19 protein-coding genes are annotated in these 18,243 nt (G+C 49.5%); 10 read left to right on the plus strand and 9 right to left on the minus strand.

Translation table 11 applies throughout. The annotated features are described in order from the left end of the window. Window positions 1–381 precede the first annotated feature (381 nt). From AC4QZR_RS19465 to AC4QZR_RS19480, 4 genes are all read left to right on the plus strand, one after another. Window positions 382–1,395: a Fic family protein gene (locus AC4QZR_RS19465; protein WP_494482406.1), complete on the plus strand. Its 1,014-nt coding sequence runs from the start codon at window positions 382–384 to the stop codon at window positions 1,393–1,395. Window positions 1,396–1,686: 291 nt separating this feature from the next. Next, entirely contained in the window at window positions 1,687–2,925 is a 1,239-nt protein-coding gene (locus tag AC4QZR_RS19470; RefSeq protein WP_494482407.1) for a gluzincin family metallopeptidase, read from the plus strand. Window positions 2,926–2,971: 46 nt separating this feature from the next. Further along, the gene (locus tag AC4QZR_RS19475; RefSeq protein ID WP_494482408.1) at window positions 2,972–4,000 is read left to right on the plus strand and encodes an OmpA family protein; all 1,029 of its coding nucleotides are present in this window, start codon (window positions 2,972–2,974) and stop codon (window positions 3,998–4,000) included. Between the two features lie 15 nt (window positions 4,001–4,015). Then, on the plus strand, window positions 4,016–4,468 hold the full coding sequence (locus AC4QZR_RS19480) for a GNAT family N-acetyltransferase (protein WP_494482409.1): 453 nt from the start codon (window positions 4,016–4,018) through the stop codon (window positions 4,466–4,468). An 8-nt stretch (window positions 4,469–4,476) separates the two neighbouring features. Here the strand turns inward: AC4QZR_RS19480 and AC4QZR_RS19485 are convergent, their stop codons facing one another. From AC4QZR_RS19485 to AC4QZR_RS19495, 3 genes are all read right to left on the minus strand, one after another. Beyond that, window positions 4,477–5,076 (minus strand): NADH-quinone oxidoreductase subunit C, encoded by a 600-nt coding sequence (locus AC4QZR_RS19485; protein WP_494482410.1) that lies wholly within the window; start codon window positions 5,074–5,076, stop codon window positions 4,477–4,479. Between the two features lie 59 nt (window positions 5,077–5,135). Continuing rightward, entirely contained in the window at window positions 5,136–5,759 is a 624-nt protein-coding gene (nuoB, locus tag AC4QZR_RS19490) for an NADH-quinone oxidoreductase subunit NuoB (protein WP_494482411.1), read from the minus strand. Between the two features lie 135 nt (window positions 5,760–5,894). Then, window positions 5,895–6,383, minus strand: a complete 489-nt coding sequence (locus AC4QZR_RS19495; protein WP_494482412.1) for an NADH-quinone oxidoreductase subunit A — start codon at window positions 6,381–6,383, stop codon at window positions 5,895–5,897. Window positions 6,384–6,582: 199 nt separating this feature from the next. Here AC4QZR_RS19495 and AC4QZR_RS19500 point away from each other — a divergent pair, with 199 nt between their 5' ends. Then, window positions 6,583–8,007 carry a thioredoxin-like domain-containing protein gene (locus AC4QZR_RS19500; protein WP_494482413.1) on the plus strand — a complete coding sequence of 475 codons (1,425 nt, stop codon included), beginning with the start codon at window positions 6,583–6,585 and terminating at the stop codon, window positions 8,005–8,007. A gap of 4 nt (window positions 8,008–8,011) precedes the next feature. Here the strand turns inward: AC4QZR_RS19500 and AC4QZR_RS19505 are convergent, their stop codons facing one another. Further along, window positions 8,012–8,638, minus strand: coding sequence for a YczE/YyaS/YitT family protein (locus AC4QZR_RS19505; RefSeq protein ID WP_494482414.1), 627 nt, complete (start codon window positions 8,636–8,638; stop codon window positions 8,012–8,014). 278 nt (window positions 8,639–8,916) lie between these two features. On the opposite strand from AC4QZR_RS19505, the gene AC4QZR_RS19510 reads away from it, so the two are divergent. After that, window positions 8,917–9,597: a hypothetical protein gene (locus tag AC4QZR_RS19510; RefSeq protein ID WP_494482415.1), complete on the plus strand. Its 681-nt coding sequence runs from the start codon at window positions 8,917–8,919 to the stop codon at window positions 9,595–9,597. A 26-nt stretch (window positions 9,598–9,623) separates the two neighbouring features. Here AC4QZR_RS19510 and AC4QZR_RS19515 read toward each other — a convergent pair whose 3' ends face one another. The 4 genes from AC4QZR_RS19515 to AC4QZR_RS19530 all read right to left on the minus strand — a co-directional run bounded on the left by AC4QZR_RS19515 (window position 9,624) and on the right by AC4QZR_RS19530 (window position 12,194). Beyond that, complete coding sequence (locus AC4QZR_RS19515; RefSeq protein ID WP_494482416.1) at window positions 9,624–10,181, minus strand: DinB family protein; 558 nt, start codon at window positions 10,179–10,181, stop codon at window positions 9,624–9,626. An 86-nt stretch (window positions 10,182–10,267) separates the two neighbouring features. Continuing rightward, complete coding sequence (locus tag AC4QZR_RS19520; RefSeq protein ID WP_494482417.1) at window positions 10,268–10,819, minus strand: Crp/Fnr family transcriptional regulator; 552 nt, start codon at window positions 10,817–10,819, stop codon at window positions 10,268–10,270. Window positions 10,820–10,826: 7 nt separating this feature from the next. Continuing rightward, window positions 10,827–11,840 (minus strand): type II restriction enzyme NmeDI-related protein, encoded by a 1,014-nt coding sequence (locus tag AC4QZR_RS19525; protein WP_494482418.1) that lies wholly within the window; start codon window positions 11,838–11,840, stop codon window positions 10,827–10,829. 66 nt (window positions 11,841–11,906) lie between these two features. Beyond that, window positions 11,907–12,194, minus strand: a complete 288-nt coding sequence (locus AC4QZR_RS19530; protein ID WP_494482419.1) for an acylphosphatase — start codon at window positions 12,192–12,194, stop codon at window positions 11,907–11,909. Between the two features lie 202 nt (window positions 12,195–12,396). Between AC4QZR_RS19530 and sdaAA the strand changes: the two genes are divergently transcribed. The 3 genes from sdaAA (at window position 12,397) to AC4QZR_RS19545 (ending at window position 16,548) form a co-directional block, all read left to right on the plus strand. After that, on the plus strand, window positions 12,397–13,305 hold the full coding sequence (gene sdaAA / locus AC4QZR_RS19535) for an L-serine ammonia-lyase, iron-sulfur-dependent, subunit alpha (protein ID WP_494482420.1): 909 nt from the start codon (window positions 12,397–12,399) through the stop codon (window positions 13,303–13,305). Window positions 13,306–13,586: 281 nt separating this feature from the next. Beyond that, a complete protein-coding gene (locus AC4QZR_RS19540) occupies window positions 13,587–14,762 on the plus strand; it encodes a DUF4407 domain-containing protein (protein WP_494482421.1) in 1,176 nt (391 codons plus the stop codon). A 529-nt stretch (window positions 14,763–15,291) separates the two neighbouring features. After that, the gene (locus tag AC4QZR_RS19545; RefSeq protein ID WP_494482422.1) at window positions 15,292–16,548 is read left to right on the plus strand and encodes a pyridoxal phosphate-dependent aminotransferase; all 1,257 of its coding nucleotides are present in this window, start codon (window positions 15,292–15,294) and stop codon (window positions 16,546–16,548) included. A gap of 76 nt (window positions 16,549–16,624) precedes the next feature. On the opposite strand, the gene AC4QZR_RS19550 is transcribed toward AC4QZR_RS19545, so the two are convergent. Beyond that, a complete protein-coding gene (locus tag AC4QZR_RS19550) occupies window positions 16,625–17,089 on the minus strand; it encodes an Lrp/AsnC ligand binding domain-containing protein (protein WP_253401882.1) in 465 nt (154 codons plus the stop codon). A gap of 154 nt (window positions 17,090–17,243) precedes the next feature. Between AC4QZR_RS19550 and AC4QZR_RS19555 the strand changes: the two genes are divergently transcribed. Then, a complete protein-coding gene (locus tag AC4QZR_RS19555; RefSeq protein WP_494482423.1) occupies window positions 17,244–18,197 on the plus strand; it encodes an asparagine synthetase A in 954 nt (317 codons plus the stop codon). Window positions 18,198–18,243 lie beyond the last annotated feature (46 nt).

Below are 18,243 nucleotides of genomic sequence, written 5' to 3' on the forward strand. Positions count from 1 at the left end.
AGAGCAGGCAGTCTGGATAAGGGTAGGCTCTTTTTTTTCATCTTAATTAGAAGTTAAATGTGAATCCAAAAGATAGCCCTTATCCGCTGCTTTTTAAAACCAGCTACCGAAGGTTTAGTGCAACCCTGCACAGGCTCCATCCTCGGCTGCGCCTCGTTCGCAGCCTGTACTAAGCCGTTGTTCTTCAGGCAATGTATGAATGCCCTACAGGAGTAATAGTTACCTCTGAACGAACAATAGGTGTAATAAGTCACTATTTTTACCTTCGTTTTTATAATAAGAGTAATTGTTGCCTTCATTATGCCCAAATTTCACACAGAAATACCTTATAATAATTTACCTCTGCTTCCTCCTAAGACAGATCTGGAAACAAGGGAAGTTATGCGAAAGACCGTAAAAGCGAGCAGGGCCCTGGCGCAGCTGAACGGAGCCATCATCAACCTGCCCAACCCAAGTCTTTTCCTGGACACAATTCATCTGCAGGAAGCCAAGGCGAGTTCTGAGATAGAAAACATTATCACCACGAATGATGACCTCTACAAATCCGTTGTGGCTGAAAAGAGGTATGAATCCACGGCAGCAAAAGAGGTTATAAGCTACAAAGAGGCGTTATGGTACGGCTTGGAAAAGCTCAAAGAGCGGCCATTCATCACAACGAACCTTTGTGTAGAGATCATGCAATGCATCAAGCAGAACACATCGGGTATCAGGGCTACTCCGGGTACGACTTTATCCAATACGCAGGGCGAAGTGATCTATACCCCGCCGTCGGGGGAAGCAATAATACGCGAGAAACTGGCTAACCTGGAGCGCTTTATTAACGAGGAAAGTACCCTGGACCCGCTCATCAAAATGGCCGTAATGCACTACCAGTTCGAAGCTATACACCCATTCGTAGACGGCAACGGACGTACCGGAAGAATCCTGCTTCTACTCTACCTGAAAATGGAGAAACTCTTAGATGTGCCTGCGCTATACTTGAGCGAGTATATTATCCAGAATAAGTCGGCTTACTACCAGAAGCTAAGGGGCGTCACAGAAACCGGAGATTGGGAAGGCTGGGTGCTGTACATGCTGGACATGATAGAAAAAACAGCTATCAGCGGACTAATAAAGTTGGAGGAGATCATGGCTGTCATGGAGACCACTTCGGAAGAAATAAGAGAGAAACTCCCCAAAGTATACTCGAAGGAGTTAATAGAGATACTATTCAGGCTGCCCTATACAAAGCGTCAGTTTCTGATTGACGCAAATATGGGAACACCAAAGACGGTAGGCAATTACCTGATAGCGCTTGAGCAGGAAGGTTTCTTAAAAGCAAGCAAGGTAGGAAAAGAAAAACTATACCTAAACCAGCGATTAATGGAAGTACTGGAGAATAAAAGAAATGCATGAAAGCACAACACTAGTTATGGTGCATAAACGCACCATAGCCCAGTCTATTAAACCCGACATTGGGAATATTATCTATCCAAAGCATGACTTTTTCTCACAAACAGCATCACTGCCACTTATCCAGCCAGTAAACTAACTATGAAATTTTACCGCAGTATAGTATTTACGACAGCTTTCCTCTTTGTTTTAATAGCTCCCCTTCTGGCACAGCCTCATATCAAAGGACATGTAGAAATAGAGATGAAAACAGGTTTGATTAACTGCCGCTTTAGGTTGACTAATGTTCCCGCGTTGGAGAAGTATAGCATCTTGCTTAATAAGGGCATGAATGTGAAGTATTTTAAAGACAATGAGGATAAACTGATGGATTATGCCGGGCACTTTGGCGGCAAAACTAACGGTGAGGCCATTGCTTATGCCTTTACAAATGCAGCTAACGATACCGTGGCGCTACCTTCGGCTTTTAAGGTAGAGTACAAAGGTGCTTTTCCGGTATATGCCAAAAACGACCTGAATATTTTTGACTACAAAGGTATAATTGCTTTTAATGGTCAGACTGTACGGGCTACTGAGCAAACCAAATGGTACCCAGTCATTTATGACGCTGCCAATGACAAATTGCTGCATGACTATACCTACGACCTCACTATTAGTATAAAAGATGGCTCTTCAATTTTTATAAACGGCAGCGCCCCGCAGAAAAAGCAAAAAGCACGTTTCACTTCAACCAAAGCTTATCCCTTACTGCTTTTCGCCGGCAACTATAACTTTCTGCACAATGGCGGCGACTACATCCTGAACACTGACATCAGCCAGCAAACGGCAGAAAAAATATTCGATAATATCGGAAGGATAAAAGCGGTGCTGGCCGCTAACCTGCAACTTGATTTTACGGACAATATTTACCTGATTAACCACAGTCCCGTGAACGAGCGGCCCAAGGGCAGCAGTTGGGGATTTAACACCTATCCTAGCTTTGCTTTTACCGGACTTAACTTCGAAGACCTGATCACGAAGGAGAATAAATTTCCGGATAACATCTACAAGTACTATGGCCACGAGTTTGGACACAACTACTTTGGTAACAATGTGTTTTCTGGTAAATTAGGCTGGTTTTGGTTAGAGTCCTTTGCCGAGTACCTGTCCTATAACGTAGCCGAAGATATAGTTGGCCAGGACTTCCTGAATCAAACGCTACTCAAGCAGGCCAGGCAGCTAGAAGGCAAAACGTTTACTCCCTTAAATGAAGTGAAGCAGCGCGAAGACATTGACAACACTTACCGGTATGTGCTGGCGCCACTAATGTTAAAGTGCTTTGAGGATACATTCGGGCGCGAGAAAATGAACGGTGTAATAAAATCGTTGCTACGCGCATCTAAATCCGAAACCCTGACGCTGGAACATTGGAAACAGGCAGCGCTGCAACAAGGCATACCTGAAAAAGACTTCCGTGATTTTGAGGAGGCATTTGTGGAGAGCAAAGACTTTAAGCAAAATATCGTGAATGCGATCGTAAAGAAACACAGCTAAACGAAGTAGGTATAACGCGACATTGTATACCCTAAATAAAACAAAAATGAAAAAGACATTTATCGCACTATTATCAATGCCATTGTTGCTTGCCTGCAATAATGAAAAAGGTAAAACCAACCAGACTTCGCAACAAGAAACCGTGCTTGCTCCCGAAGAAAACGTTGCGGCAGAGAGCCCAGCTGTAGCCAATCAACCTACAGAAAGTCCGGTATTTGATATCAGTGCTATACCTGTTTCGACGGAGGATATAGGCGATTTTCCGTTTTTCACCGCTCCACAGGGTGCTGAGTACATCAACAATGCTAAAGTAATCGATTTTGATTTTATCGTGTTTGTCACTCCGGAAAGCATCTATGAAGTAGAGGGCAAAACGTTCAGAGCGCACGTGCATCCGGACCGTAAAAGTGAGACGAGAATGAGCGGACGTTTCCTGGAGAAGAGTTTTGAAGATGCCATCATCAAAGCCGGCGGCGTGAAGGTGTTTGAAGGAAAGCTGGAGGGAGAGCGAAAAGATACTTACAAAAACCTATGTACTTATGCAGGAGACAATGGCAGTATAGACATCTGGAACAATCCGATTGTCACTTATGTGATCAGACGCAACGACGGCAATGTTTACATCGCAATGGGTAAAGGAATGCCAAGCTCTACCTCTATCCAGATTGTGCAGGAAAAGCCATTTGAGCAGACCATCACCAAAATTACCTCCGAAAAGATAAAGCAAGACCTTCTGGAGAATGGCAAAACCGTTCTGCACATCAACTTCGACACCGATAAAGCCACGCTAAAGCCAGACGGAATGGAAGTGGTCAGCGAAATTGTAAAGGTGCTGAAGGAAGATCCCGCGCTCAGAATTGCGATAAACGGCTATACAGATAATTCAGGAAACAAGGAGCACAACCAAAACCTCTCCGAAAGCAGAGCCTCAGCTGTCAGAGCTGAAGTATCGGGAGCCGGAATAGCCCCAGACCGCCTAACATCAAAAGGATTCGGGCAGGAAAACCCCATCGCCGACAATAGCACGGAAGAGGGCAAAGCGCAGAACAGAAGGGTAGAGCTCGTTAAGATTTGATTGCCACAATAACCTATGCTATACCTGAAAAGAACCGATTCGGACGATCCTGACTTTGTGGCCTTAGTAAAACTGCTCGATGCAGATCTTGCTATTCGGGACGGAGAAGAGCACGCCTTTTATGCGCAGTACAACAAGATCGACAAGATAAAGTATGTGGTGCTGGCTTACGAAGACGAAGAGCCTTTGGGCTGCGGCGCGATAAAGGAATTTGAGCCGGGCACCATGGAAGTAAAACGTATGTATGTTTCACCGGAAGGCAGAAATAAAGGTATAGCAACCATCATACTGGCTGAACTGGAAGTATGGGCACGTGAACTCTCTTTTCAAAAATGTATCCTAGAAACCGGGAAAATGCAGCCCGAAGCCATCGCGCTCTATAAAAAGAACAGCTACCAGCAAATCCCGAACTACGGGCAGTATGCCGGCGTGGAGAACAGTGTGTGCTTTGAGAAGGTGCTAAACTAAATTATTCTCTACGCTTCCGGCTTTTCCCGCTTATCGGTAAACGGATCTTCATGTGAGGTCAACTTAACAGGTTCGCCTCGAAATCCGCTGTTTTCGTTGTGGTTGTCGTAAGGCACCTTGATGCCGTGGTAGTAGTCCTGTAGCTGGTAATCTTTGCGGAGCGGGTGGCCCTCCCAGTCGGCGGCGCAGAGGATACGGCGCATGTCGGGGTGGTCGTTGAAAAGGATGCCCACCAGGTCGAAGATCTCGCGCTCCTGCCAGTCGGCGGTGCGCCAGATGTGGCTGACAGTAGGTATAGCAGGTATAGGCTCTGCCGGTGTGTTGTTGCGCGGCACAATCACTTTGAGCATCAAATGGTGGTCGTAAGGTATAGAGTAGAGATTATACACTACCTCCATGATGCCGGCTTCAGGGCCATTGTCTATACCTGTCACGCTGGAGAGAAAGTCGAGATAAGTCGCTTCGTTGTCGTGCAGCTCCAGGCATACCTCCGCCAGTCGCTCCGTTTGAAGCACCAGGTAAGACTGCACGTTGTCGGTATGCTCCGAAACGATCACCTCCGCACCAAACTGCGCTGCTATAAAATCCTTTATCTCTCCGAAGTGCATATTATTGAGTGAATGAGTGATGGAGCGAATGAGTGATTGATGGTTAGTGACCGATGGATTTATGCGGTTGGAATTTGCTGATCATTCATTTCTGGCCCTGCTTGATCATTTGCTGTTAGCTCCTTATTCGCTACGTCTGTTTCCTCCTTCTTAGCTTCCGTATTACTCATTCTTCTCGCCATGATCTGCTGCACGGCTCTTGGCTCGCGGATGGTTTCCTGGCGGATAATTTCCTGCAGGCGCAGGAAACCCCCGATCAGTGACTCCGGCCTTGGCGGGCAGCCAGGTACGTACACGTCAACAGGTATAATGCGGTCCACGCCTTTTACCACATGGTAGCCGTGCTCCCAGTAAGGGCCGCCGCAGTTGGAGCAGCTGCCCATCGAAATCACGTAGCGTGGTTCCGGCATCTGCTCGTAAAGGCGGCGCACGCGGTCGGCCATCTTAAAGGTAACCGTACCGGCCACAATCATCACATCCGACTGACGAGGCGAGGCACGGGGTATAATGCCGAAGCGGTCGAGGTCGTAGCCGGAAGCGTAAGCCCCCATCATCTCGATCGCGCAGCAGGCCAGACCAAAACCCATCGGGAACAGCGAGGTTAGTCGCGCCCAGTTGAGCAGGTCATCCAGTTTGGTGATGATCACACCGCCTTCTCCCGTCTTGTCCTGTGGAATGTTCAAGTTTAAATGATCAGTTAAATATTGTGGAGTAAGGTACCTAAAACTAGCTCCTGGCTATACCTTCCGTCATACTTTTTGTCCTTTGTCAAATTGTCTTTTGTCACAAAGTCCTTCATCAAGAACCCCTGCCAAAAACTATTTCTTTACCTTGTATTTCCGCTCGTTCACGCGCTGGTATACCTCATTAGGTATACGGGATCGGCTTTGCGGCACTACAGGCTTCGGTTTGATCCAGTCGAGGTGGCCTTTTACCCAAGCGTAAGCCAGGCCCAGCGCCAGCACACCAATAAAGATGAACATCTCGATCAGGGCAAACCAACCCCATACGCCGTCAGTCGCTTCAGTCAGGTCGCGGCGGCCGAACACCGTAGCCCACGGAAACAGGAAAGCCAGTTCCACATCAAAAATGATGAAAATAAGCGCCACCACATAAAACCTCGGATTGAACTGCACCCAGGAGTTGCCGATTGGTTCTTCGCCTGACTCGTAAGTCGTCAGCTTCTCGGGGTTAGGTCGGCTGGGGCGTATAAGCCGGGCGGTAAACAGACCGATCACCACGAAGATTGCTCCCCCGATCAGGAAAAGCAGGATAGTTCCGAAGTCAGAAAGGTAGGTTTCCTCCATAGCGCCGCAGCAGTTTTAGACAAATTTACGATAAAATAACTTCTTGGCATAGGTGCTGTTCTGGCAGCAGGCAAAGGCTGCTGTCAGGTGTAACGGGGCAGCCACAGCGATCATACACAAAAGCTTCCCGCTGGCGTTATACAAACAACCTTTCCCGATCTATACCTGTACGAGATAATCCACACTAAACCAAAAGCAAATGCTCACCGGACGCGTCAATGCACCAGAGATCAATACCCCGCACGGCTGGCTCAACACCGACCGGAACTGGTCTATCAAAGATTTCAGAGGCAAGATCGTGTTGCTAGACTTCTGGACCTTCGGCTGCATCAACTGTCAGCACATTGTGCCGGACCTGAACCGGCTGGAAGAAGAGTTTGCGGATGTGCTGGTGGTGATCGGTATACACTCCGCCAAGTTCGATGCCGAGAAGCAGTCGGAAACCATCCGGCAGGCCATACAGAAATTCGGGATAGAGCACCCGGTGGTGAACGATGCCGACTACGCCATCTGGAACCAATACGGCATAAAAGCCTGGCCAACGACTGTGCTCATCGACCCGAACGGGAAAGTGGTGGGGCAGCATGCCGGAGAAAGTGTATACGATACGGTGCGGCCCTACATCCAGCGCATGAAAGAGGAGTTTAAAGACGAGCTCAACCAGATGCCTATACCTGTGCAGCCGGAAAAGTTCGAGACGGATGTTCTGTCTTTCCCTTCCAAACTGATCAGCGACCCCGAAGGCAACCTATACCTGTCTGACAGCGGGCACAACCGTATTCTGAAGCTGAACCAACAGGGACAGGTGCTCGAAGTAATCGGCAGTGGTGAAAGGGGTTTCAACAATGGCGGTTATGCTGAGGCAACCTTCAACGAACCACACGGACTGGCCCTGCACGGAGCGATACTCTATGTAGCCGATGCCAAAAACAACGCTATCCGCAAAGTAGACCTGCAGCACCAACTGGTAAGTATCGCCGCCGGCACCGGTGAACTCGAATATTACTTCCACGACGACAAGCGCAGCGAACCTGTGAACCCCAACAGTCCCTGGGACCTGCTCATACACGGCAAAAGTATGTTCATCGCCAACGCCGGCAACCACCAGATCCTGCGCATGGATCTGGAGACCGAACAGGTATACCGCTTTGCCGGAAGCGGTCGCGAAGCACTCACCGACGGCCTCCTGGACGAAGCTGCTTTCAACCAGCCCAGCGGACTTTCCATCCGGGGAGAAGTGCTTTACGTGGCCGATGCCGAGGCCAGTGCCATCCGGACCGTCAACCTCAAAACAGGTATGGTGCTCACCCCGCTCGGCCAGGGATTGTTCGATTTTGGTGATGTGGACGGCCACGTAGACGATGCCCTGCTGCAGCACTGCGTCGGGCTGGAGGTGATCGACAGCGACGTGTACATCGCTGATACCTACAATGGCAAAATTAAAGTGCTCGACATGGAGCGCCACCGCGTACGCACCCTCACCGCCGGCCTGCACGAACCCAACGACCTGCTATACCTGAATGGCCGCCTCTGGGTCACCAGCACCAACAGCCACCAACTCTACAAGATCGATCTGCACACAGGTGAAAAAGAAGAAGTGAAAGTGAGGGAGTTTGGGAGTTGAGGAGTTACGCCGTCACTTTTGCCTCGATCAGGTTGTTGCGCATGCGTTGGAAGAAACGCAGCGTGACCTGGAAGATCGGGCTCATGATGAAGGTATAGAAGAAGGTGGCGATGAAGATCGGGCCGCCCAGCACATAGCCTATACCTAAAATCGCGCACTCCACCGCAATGCGGGTACGGCTCACAGACGCGTTCAGCCGCTCCGACAAAGCCAGCATAAACCCGTCGCGCGGACCGGCGCCCACACCGCCTGCTACATACAGTCCACCGGCTATACCTCCAATAATAACGGAAGCGGCCAGGTTCAGGTAGTCGAGCGAGGTGTTGGTAGCCGACGGCAGAATGTCGAGCCAAAGGAACATGTCCATGAAAGGCCCGATGAGCAGCGCATTGAGGAAAGTTCCCACATTGATGTACTTCCGGTTAACGAACCACGAAATGACCACAAAAAGCAAGCCCACGATCACGCTCCAGGTACCGATGGTAAAGCCCATGTGTTGAAAGAGGGCCACGTTCAGTACCTCCCAGGGGTGCAGGCCCAGGTACTTCACCTTCACGGCAATGGCGTTGGCAAAGCCGAACAGAAGCAATCCAAGAAAGAAGAAACTATAACTAACTATTTTTTCGCGCATGATGAGGCAGTCCGTTTTACTGAGGGACTGAGTAAGAACAAAATCGGGCGCAAGAAAGTTAATTTTGGCCGCATTAAGAAAAGCTCAAAATGCACTTCACATTATTCCGGAAGCCCAACTGCAATTATTCACAAGAAAGTCTTATATTCATCCACTGTTTAGCTTTATTTTATTGGCTAGGCGGTACCTTAAAGCCAACCGGCTGGGCCAGGTATGACAAAGCTGGTGATGTGTTTATCTCTTTGAAAACGAACCTCTTATTTAAAATCCTCAGGTATATGAAAACAGTTGTTTTACGTTTCGGTCTGGCTATGCTGGTAATCTGCCTGTTTAGTGCGAGTGCAGCGGCGCAGTTCACGCATACCAATAACATGGAGGCTCGTCCGGTGCACGAGTACAACACCATCACGATGACAGGCTCGCCATACCTGCATAAGGAGTGGGCGAAAGGCTCCCTGACGCTCAAGAACGGCACCGTATATCAGGGCATCGACCTGATGTATGACCAGGTGAAGGACGCCATTATCTTTAAGACGAAGAACGGAGACGTGAAGGAGCTGCTGGAGCCGGTGCAGGAGTTTAAGATCGGCTATATCGAAAACAATCAGCTGGTTGAGCGCACCTTCCGCTTGGGGTATAGCGGCGATGGGGTGCAGCCTAATGCCTTCATGGAAGTGCTGGCCGATGGCCAGGTGGTGCTCCTGAAGCGTACCTCCAAAAAGATTTTTGACCGCAAACACTACAGCTCGGCTACCATCGATAGAGAGGTGCAGGAAAGCGAAGACTACTACATTGCCGTGGGCGACAAGGCAGTAAAAGTGAAGAAATCGAAAAGCTCCCTGCTGGCTGCTATACCTGACAAGAAAGACTACCTGGAAACGTACATCAAATCGAATGCGCTGAACCTGCGCGACGACAACGACATGGCCAAACTCGTGGCTTACTACAACTCGCTGTAGACTTTCGTAAAGCTTGTTGACAATATTTAAGCAGCTGCCTGGTTGACGGGTAGCTGCTTTTTTACTTTCAGGGCCTGCTGCAAGTGCCGCTCCTGGTGCAGCACCACAAACTCCAGCGTCTCCCCGATGCGCAGCTTCAGCAGCTTGAAGAACTCCACAGGTATAGCCTTCTTGTTCAGATTTGCTCCTTTGGCTTTGTCGAGGAGTTGCAGCAATTCAGTCTGGTGGTCCAGAAACTCCTCCAGCGTCTGGCGGCTCAGTTGGCTGTTGTTCGGGTTCATGTGCCGCACGGTTTTGCTCTTTTTGCCATTGTCCGGCCGCACCATGTCCAGCGACTTTTTGCCAAGCCAGCTATACCTGATTGTTTGCTCGGCGTTGCCATCGGCGTTAGCGGTGATGGCCTTCGCCAGAACCGGGTTGTAGTAGCGGCTGTAGCGGTTCAGGTGCTCCAGGCACTCGAGTATGCTCCAGATGTCGGGGGCAGGTTTGTAGTTGAGGAGGGAAAGCTCCAGCGGCACAAAAGCTGCGATAACAGTGTGCTTCTGGTTTTCGACGGTGCGGGAGATTTGCTCTAAGGTGTTCATAGCGTTCATCGTTTTAGATTGTACGCACCAAAGGTATAGCATGGCCTAACCCCAATCCTTGACGGGCATCAAGATTTACGCAGCAGCTACCTGATCCGGCTTAGCGTTTCGGGCGACATGCGCAGGTATGAGGCGATGTACTTTTTGGGGATGTGCTGGAACAGGTGCGGGCTCCGCTGCATAACGCGCTTCAGGCGTTGCTCCGGCTCGGGCAGCAGCAGGTCTACTTCCCGCTCAATCTTACCAACCAGTGCCTTTTCGAGTTGCTCGTACCAGAAACGCCTGATGTTCGGCCGCTGCTCTATCAACTGCATCAGATCGGCTTTGCTTATACCTAGCAACTCACTTTTTTTGAGGGCTTGTATGTAATAGTCAGAAGGTTTGCCATCGACAAAAGACGGAAACGACACCAGCAAGGTATGCGGGTAGCCGAAGCCCACACAAATCTCCTCGTCAGGCAGCGGGTAGTAAATACGCAGCGCCCCACTCGCGACCAGGTATAGCCCCTGCTCCACCTGCCCCTGCCGTATCAGAAAATCATACCGGTTCAGCTGCACCTTCTTCTTCCAAAGCGGAAGGAAAGCAGCTAAGTCTTCGGGAGTGAGGTATGAGATTTGGTTGAAAAGGGAGAGGGGCATGGGGAGGTTAAAAAACTAGGGTCTCCTTGGCTGATTCAGAAATGTCTTCGATCACGGCATCAGTCATAAACTTCAACCTCTTTTCTTTTGCCAGATCCTCAACCGCATTGTATGAAATAAAAGAACACGAATGGGCCAAAAGCAGTCGGAATACAGGTCTGGACAGTTCCTGCATCACTTTTCCTCTTCTCTCTTCCGGAGCAACAATGTGCGCTTTTATGTTGAGGTTCGGCTGCAACGCCATCAGATCGGCCATCCTGAGTATTCCGGAATAGATCGAAGTAGTATGCTCCACTTCATAAGCACGAACAATGGTGCGACCTTTTATCCAAAGTACATCGATGTTCTCGATTGTGCGGATGGTATCAAGATCATAATTGAGGGGCAAATCATTCAAGACAGAACTTTTCTTTGACTGCCATACTTCCAAAACCCGGCTTCTGTCATTTCTTGGGAGCCAGATGCTATACCCCATGCGGTCGCCAATATCAGCCAGCATCGCTTGAATCCTGATGGAATCGCGCATAAGCGGTGCTTCGTCCAGTACTTGGTAAGCTGGAGCAGGTATAGGCTCAAGAGATTTAACAGGTATAGGTGGAGCAACTTCAGGTGGAGTAACTTCAAAAGGAATGAAATGGTCTGTCTTTTTTGACTTGAATTCGCGGTCTAATAAATCACGTGCCTCCTGGTCAATGATAGGTTTAGAGGATTGCACATACCTGATACTCCAATGTTTTCCTCCTGCTTCTGACAATATAGATATGTCGAAGGGCTGGCAAAACTCAACTTCTTTGATGCTTAAAGTATGTACATATCGCTCACTATCCGGCCAAGGCTTATGGTTTGTTACCTGATCTAACTTAAAGCGTGCACCACATAAAGTTTTCTTCCCTACTTTAACAGCCAGGTATACCAGGTCATTTTGTTGTGGCCCTCTATGTGAAAAACCCGCAACATTATGCTGAATGCAGATATTGTAGTTTTCAACAGATATCGAGCAATGGAGGATTCGTGTGCTCATAGTGGTGGATTAAGCTAGGTATGTATAGGATAAAGTTAATGTATAATTATACATCATCCAATTCTTTTACCGCCTCTGCTCAAACCTTTCAAACCCCTTCAGCCCCTCCTTTTCCTCTACTTCTACTTTCTCCACCCGCGCACGGTCAGGGCCTTGGTTTGCCCATTTTTCCAATTCTTTCAGTGCTTCGGGTTTTCCTTCGGCTTCCAGGTATACGGTGCCGTTGGGATCGTTCTGCACGAAACCGTACAGGCCTAATTCAAGTGCTTTTCCTTGAGTACTGGCTCTGAAAAATACGCCTTGCACCCGGCCATGTATGCGCATGGCCACTCGTTTTTTGTCTTTGTTTTCCATCAGGTATAGGTATAGCTCGTTTATTCAGAAAACGGAGGCGGCAGGTATAGGTTGAGGTAGGCAGAAGCGCCAGCCGAAACAGAACGTTTAACCCCGTGTGCCGTGTTATGAAATGGAGCAGGAGTTTAGCTGATTCCTGAAATTTAGATTATCTTTAACACGTCCCCGCGCCATGTTGCAGGGCAGGTATACCCCATACGATATGTCATTACTATTCAACGATTTTAAGAGCTGGGAAAAGCATTGTGCTGAAACCGGCGAACCACTATACCAGCCCGTGCTGGACTACGAAATAGAGCAGAAGGGCCGCACCGAAGAGTTTATCTGGGAGAATATCGCCAAGGCCTACGAGGTGATGAAGGACGCCGTACACACGGGCCTCACCGAAGACATGACCTCCCGCTCGGGTATGGTGAACAACAGCGCCAAGAAAGTGGCCAAATCGCCGGTAACCGTGCTGTCGCCGGAGTTTCAGATGCTGGTGTCGCGTGCGCTGGGAGCCAAAGAAGTGAATTCCTGCATGGGTCGTGTGGTGGCCGCTCCAACAGCCGGTGCTTCGGGTATACTGCCCGGTACGCTCACCACACTACAGGAACTACACGGACTCGATGACCGCAAAATACACGAAGGCTTGTTGGTAGCGGCAGGTATAGCGCTTATCATCGAGCAGAATGCTTCTTTAGCCGGTGCTGTGGGTGGTTGTCAGGCTGAGACGGGTAGTGCGGCAGCCATGGGGGCAGGTGCCATTGTGTACTGCCTCGGCGGCAACGTGGACCAGGTGTTCACGGCAGTCGCCATTACGATCCAGTGTATGCTGGGCCTGGTATGCGACCCGGTGGCGGGGCTGGTAGAGGTGCCTTGCATTGTGCGCAACGCCAGTGCGGCTGCTATTGCTTATTCTTCATCGCAGCTGGCCATTGCCGGTGTCAATGCTGTTATACCTGTCGACCAGTGTGTGGCTGCCCTCGGCGAAGTAGGCGAGAGCATGGAGCGCAAGTACAAAGAAACCGCCCTCGGCGGACTGGCCAACACGCCAAGAGCGCGCGAAATAGAAAAGTTCGTGCTGGTGCAGGATGTAGAGATACTTCCGGACGAAGACGAGCACAGCTAACAAGTTTGAGAATTCAGGAATTTAAGAGTTAAAGAGGGATTACAAAAAGATCTCACTCAATAAAAAAGGCAGCGGCTGGATAAGTCGCTGCCTTTTCGTTTTAATAGTTATACCTATTTCCCGTTAGCTTTTGAGCCACTGTTGCCGCTTAAGTGCCCGTGTTCATCACATTTTAGAGGCAGTTCGTCACATTTTAAAGGGTAAAAGTATTAAAGTCAGTAAGTTAGGCGTTGTTATTGCATACTGTCTTTGCGTCAGTTTTAACCTGTAGAGGATTATACATGAAGAAATTTTTTTGGTGGTGCGCTGGTGCCGACGACACTATACTTGAGAAGTGCTCTAAGTCAGAGCATATAAAATATGCCGGTGTCGGCGCGACCGTTCTATTCACGGGTGTGCTAGCCAGTTTGTCGGGCGGCTATGCCCTTTACACGGTGTTCGATTCCGTGCCGATGGCCGTGGGCTTTGGTTTACTGTGGGGTGCCGTTATCTTCAACCTCGACCGCTTTATCGTTTCCACTATCCGCAAAGAAGGCAAATTCTGGAGAGAGCTGCTGATGGTAACGCCGCGTATCTTGCTGGCGCTGGTGCTGGCTGTGGTAATTTCCAAACCGCTGGAGCTGAAGATATTCGACAAAGAGATACAGGCTGTTCTGAAAGAAAAGCAGGCGGAGCTCGCTATTCAGCATAAAACTCTGGTAAATAAGCAGTTTGTCGAAGTAGACTCCGTGAAGTCAGAGATTGCAGGTATACGGGCAGAAGTGGAAGCCAAAATACAGGAGCGCAACAAGCTCTACGAGCAGGTAGCAGCTGAAGCCGATGGTACTGGCGGTACAGGCAAAATAGGCAGAGGCCCCATCTACGAAGAGAAAAAGCAGCAGTACGACAAGGTAGACGAGGAACTAAAACTCCTGCAGGCCAGTGCCGCCGACCGCATTCTGGTAAAAGAGCAGCGCATTGCCGACCTCATGAAGCAGTACGACAGCACCGTGGCCGAAGGGCAGGAAAGCTTTTCGAACTACGACGGTCTGATGGCCAGAATTGATGCCTTGAACCAGTTGCCGTGGCTGCCGGTGTTCTTCATTACGCTCCTGTTTGTCTGTCTCGAAACAGCCCCTATTTTTACCAAGCTGATCACGAGCAAAGGTCCTTACGACGACATCCTGAAAGGTTTGGAGCACGAGCGTACGACACAGGAGATGTACCGGGTACAGGAGCGCCAGAAACAGTACGATACCCGTCAGGCTGTAGCCGAAGCCAAATTCGCAGCTCGTCAGGAATTTGAAATCGACGCCAAGCGTGAAGAAGAGCGCCTGAAATCAGATGCGCACCTCGACGTAGTCCGCGAGTCAGCCGCCGTGTGGCGCGAGCGCAAACTGGCCGACATCAGCCGCAGCCCCAACACCGCCGCCGATATTCTGAATGACGGGGAGGAGAGTAGTTATTATAAGTGGTAGGCAGGTTCTTGAGATTGTTCTATACCTGAGTAAGATATATGGTTCACGTTCTGGTTCTATACTTAAAGCGCAAGTACTTTATCTTCTCCCATATTTCTTGGTTTAGATGCATCTCTTTCAAGCAACTGTCTCCTTGAGGGATAGCCTGTTGCAATCTCAGAGACTATCCCCTTGAGGGGATTATAGGGGTGTAACTTTCGAAGTTAAATTGCCATTGGTTGACTAATCTGCAATTTGTACGCAGCTGTAAACACCCCTCTCGCTCCCCTCAAGGGGAGAATCTGCCAGAATGAAATGACTCTGTCCTCAAGGGGATAGTCATGATGTGTGTGCTATACATCCTCAGGGCCTCAAATCTGAAATTTATGGTTGAGCATAAAGTGAAGATGCTCCCGCAAGTCATGCAGCATAAGGTATAACCCTACAGCACCGGATCAACTCAACGGTGGTATAAATCAGTTTTTGTACCGCGTTTGGGCCATACTTTTTCCAGAAGTTAGTATCTTGTCGCGTACTAACTTACTGGCGCATGAACGTTTCAAAAATGGCGCAAAACCTCATCGGCTCCGAGATTATCAAACTCGCCGGTGAAGTAAACGCAATGATTGCCAAAGGTGAGCAAATCTGCAACCTTACCATCGGCGACTTCGATCCAAAGATATTTCCTATACCTGGCGAACTGCGGGCTGGCATTGCCGAAGCCTACGCCGAAGGACATACTAATTACCCGCCCGCCAATGGGGTGGCCGTGCTACGCAAAGCGGTCGCCGATTTCACCCGCGACCGACTGGGCCTGACCTACTCCGAAAATGACATTCTGATTGCTGGTGGCTCCCGTCCGCTGATTTACGCAACTTACCTGGCCCTAGTGGATCCGGGCGACAAAGTGATTTTCCCGACGCCATCGTGGAATAACAACCATTACTGCCACCTTTCCAGCGCAACGCCTGTGATGGTAGAGACCAGTCCGGATAATAATTTCATGCCAACGGCTGCCGATGTAGCCTCCAGCCTCAAGGGCGCGACGCTACTGGCTCTTTGCTCTCCGCTCAACCCAACGGGCACGATGTTCTCCAAAAAAGATCTGGAAGACATCTGTGACCTGGTGATTGCCGAAAACAAAAGCCGTGGAGAGGGCGAAAAGCCACTTTACATCCTGTATGACCAGATCTACTGGATGCTAACCTTTGGCGAGCACAAGCATTATGACCCTGTTAACCTGCGCCCTGAACTGCGCGACTATACCATTTACATCGACGGCACTTCCAAATGCTTCGCTGCTACCGGCGTGCGGGTTGGTTACGCTTTCGGCCCAACGGTGGTAATTGATAAAATGAAGGCGATTCTGGGTCACGTAGGTGCCTGGGCTCCAAAAGCCGAGCAAATGGCTACCGCCCGATTTCTGCACCAGAGCGATGCGGTGGATGTGTTCCTGGACGAGTTCAAGCACAACGTGTGCGCGAGTCTGGACATGCTTTACCACGCTTTCAGAGACCTGAAAAACGAAGGGTATAACGTGGATGCCATCGAGCCGATGGGTGCTATTTACCTTTCTGCCAAACTCGACCTGGCCGGCAAAACCACGCCATCTGGCCAGGTGCTGCAAACCAGCAAAGACATCAGCTTCTACATACTTCAGGAAGCCAAACTGGCCGTTGTTCCTTTCTCTGCTTTCGGTTCTGATCCGGCGCTAGGCTGGTTCCGACTGTCAGTTGGCGGTGCTTCGCTGGAAAGTATAAAAGACTCGCTGGGCAGGTTAAGAGAAGCGCTTCAGAAGTTGAAATAAGGTATAACGAAATCACATTAATAGACTCAGGTATAGCAAAGCCGCTTCAGATCAGTTTGGAGCGGCTTTGCTATACCTACTCAACTCCTACCGAAATCTGCCGCGTAATACTCTCCTCCAGCGAAATGAACGTTTCGGTGCGATGCACGCCCGCTATACCCTGCATTTTCTCATTGAGCACTTCCCGGAGGTGTTTCGTGTCGCGGCAGATGATTTTGACGAACATGCTGTAGGCGCCGGTGGTATAGTGCAGTTCTACAATCTCAGGTATGAGTCGCATTTTCTCCACCACTTCCTTATAGGCAGAGCCCTTCTCCAGAAACACCCCGATAAAGGCGCAGATATCATAGCCAATGGCCGCCGGATTAATCAGCAGTTGTGCACCCTGCACAATGCCCATCTCCGTCATTTTCTTGAGTCGTACGTGTATCGTGCCGCCTGAAACGCCTAGTTCTTTGGCAATATCCGTGTAGGCGCGGTTCACATTCTGCATGAGCAGGTGCAGAATCTGACGGTCGAGATTATCAATTTTTAAATCCATACCCTATATGAAAGCTAAATTTTAGAGGTTCAGTAAAAACAAATGATATATATTAGTCAATTTTCAACAAATCTATTTAAATGTTAAATAATTTTCAACAAAAATAATGATTAAGTATGTTTGCAATACACCAATTCATTAATAATTAGATAGAATGGAATTGCAGACACTCATAGAACCGACGGCACTCGAAGCTACGATGAAGCACCTGAGCCGTCCGTCCCTGCCCAAAGTGCTTAAGGTACAGCAGGGTATCATTCGTGCCACGCACGACTTCATGTTCAAGAAAGGGCTTACGCAGCTGATGCCGCTGATGCTTTCGCCTATTACCGATCCGCTCAATCATGGCGTTGTGGATGCCTCTATCGGCTATGCGGACCAGCGTTGGAGCCTTACTAAATCGATGATTTTCCACAAGCAATTGGCCTTGGTAAACCCTGAACTGGAAAGCCTCTACATTGTGTCGCCCAACGTGCGCCTTGAGTTTTCGGATCGCGCTGGCACAGGCCGCCATTTGTTCGAGTTCACACAGGTAGACTTCGAGTTTCGTGGCAAAGACCGCTTTTTTGTGATGGAGTTTATGGAAGAACTGGTCAACTACATTTTCGCCAGCCTGAACAGAGATATTCCGGAGCTTTTGATTGAGCTGCGTGGTGAGTTGCTGCCGCAGTACGAGAAGTGGCCCGTATACCGCACCGAAAAGCTGGAAGCCGCACTTGGCCCGGACTATGAAGCGATTCAATCTGAAGAATCGACAGAGCCGTTCTGGCTGATCAACCACAAGCGCGAGTTCTACGACAAGGAAGACCCAAGCCGCCGCGGTACCTATCTGAACTACGACGTGATCTGGCCGGAGGGCTTTGGCGAGGGTTTGTCAGGTGCAGAGCGGGAACACGAGTACAAGCAGATTTTGAAACGCATGGCCGAAGTCGGCACCAATACCGAAACGTTTAAGCATTACCTGGAAATCGCCAGAGCGGGCTTGCTGCCTAAAACTGCCGGTGCCGGATTCGGTGTGGAACGTATGACGCGCTTTATCTGCCGTCTGAAAGATGTGAATGAAGTAACAGTATTTTCCCGTAAACCATGCACTCCTGCTATTTTTTAAAGGTATAAGGTATGGACGACGGTAATAATAATTGCCTGGGAGACCA

This window comes from Pontibacter sp. YIM B11418 (assembly GCF_059278805.1).